Source organism: Chamaesiphon sp. OTE_75_metabat_556, assembly GCF_031378165.1.
GTDB lineage: Bacteria > Cyanobacteriota > Cyanobacteriia > Cyanobacteriales > Chamaesiphonaceae > Chamaesiphon.
The window spans coordinates 1-1,970 of sequence record NZ_JANNDR010000198.1; the positions used below are offsets into that span (position 1 = coordinate 1).

A 1,970-nucleotide genomic window follows, 5' to 3' on the forward strand; every position below is an offset into this window, starting at 1 on the left:
AATCTGCTAAGAGAAATCCCACCGCATTGTTAGCGGATCTCGATTTTATATCTTCCGATCGTCGTGAGCATTTTCGCGATCGGATTATCGGATTGCCTGTGAGACTGAGATATTTAAGATATCTAAGATTGGCTATTTTCTCGATCATCATGGGGATTTCACTAATACGATTTCGGATTGTCAGATAAATTGCCTTGCAGCTAAAAATAGAACGATGTCTACAGATATATTGACGATCGACCTTTTAAAATAACGTTTTTGGTCTGACTCGATTTGCTTCATCTACTAACAAGATCTTCTCATCGCCAGTACTCAGATGAGCCATCGATCTCAAGACTTTTTCCAAACCTTGGCGGAGCTTAACTTCCTCTAGCGGTTGTCCTAAAATTGCCAGATCTTTTTGGGCTGTAATGGCTTTAGATGTCAGTAAAGTTAGGGCTGTTTCTAATACTTGCCGATCGAGTCGATATTTCTCGATCCCTTCTAAAGTTAGGGCTTCAACTGTTTGATTTGCAGACTTGAGTTCGGCGAGCGTCGGTTGGGGATGTTTGGGGCTATTGAGCGCGACGGGTAACTGTCGATCGACCAAAATTCGCGCGATTTCGACTTTGGCTCTGGTATACAGATTTGATGTTTGTGGGACTTGTTGTAACGCGAGAACGGCACCATTGCGATCGCCTTGCATCAACCGACAACGGGCTAAACCAAAGGCCGAAGTGGGATAATTGAGATCGGTACGTTCGACAAGTTCGTACATCTGCGCGGCAAGCTGGTAGTTTTGTCCCTGCTCGGCAGCGATCGCAAACGCCAGTTTCGGTGCGAGTTCGCCAGGGAGATCGAAATATACTCGATCGAATGCCGCTTGCGCTTCTTGGGGACGATTTTGAGCGAGGAGAGATTTACCACGATACCAATCTACTCGCCAATCCCAGGCATCTTGCTGGGCTACTTGCTCTAGACACATATCTGCTTCGATGTAGTCCTGGGTAGCGATCGGAATGGGATAGCGTAAACCTTGCGGCGAACGCACAGCCATGCAACATCGATCAATGAAACTATTTGCCAGTCGCAGCTTGGCTTCGATCGAGGTGGGCAATTGTTTGACAACTTGTTGTAATTGCTCGATCCGGCGATCGAGATCTGCTGTCATACTGGCATTGAGGACGACATTGAAGCCCAGATCTTTGGTATCGATGAGCAGATTGGGCAAATGCAAGTAACTAGGCTGGATCTGGCTCAAATCGCCCCCAGCAGTGATGGCCAATCGATCGCCATCAAATAAAGTACTATTAGCTGGACGCGGTGTATTCGTTGCCACCGCCACAACTTCTCGCAATACGCCCAAAAGCTGCTCTGCCATCTCTTCGGCTGTCTGGAAGCGATCGTCGGCGGCTGCGGCGGTGGCTTTGAGCAGGAAGCGATAGAGCGATTCTTGTTTAGAGAATACCGGATCTGACTGGGCACTGGGGATCGTGTACTGATGCTCGGTGCTAAATCCCGAAATATTGGTGACTAATACGGCTAAAGTTCGCCCGATCGTAAATAAGTCCGAGACAATAGTCGGTCCTTCCTCAGCTTCGGGTGCCGCATAACCGATCGTCCCATAAATATCCCCATCGGGATCGTCAATTTTGCGCGCACCACCTAGATCGATCAGCTTGATATCATCGCCTTCGAGCATGACGTTATCGGGCTTGAAATCGCAGTAGACTAAGCCGAGCTGATGGAGATAGGCAAATGCACCCAGCACCCGATGAATGTATGCAATGGCTTCCGATACAGGCAGAATTCCCCGCTCTTTGCGGATTTCCTTGAGCGTTTTACCACCGACGTATTCCATTACGATATACCCTTCCGCATCGTGAGTGACAAAGTTGTAAATCCCCACGATATTCGGGTGTTTGACTGCTGCCAAAAATTGCCGCTCGGCGAGCGCAACCGCCGCACTCGCCGCATCTTCACTATTTAAT

Annotated in this window: 1 protein-coding gene; it reads right to left on the bottom strand. The window is 48.5% G+C overall.

From position 1 onward, the window contains the following. Nucleotides 1-244: 244 nt before the first annotated feature. Nucleotides 245-1,970 (bottom strand): tetratricopeptide repeat protein (locus RMO27_RS08180; RefSeq protein ID WP_309731169.1); only part of this gene is annotated, 1,726 nt, incomplete at its 5' end.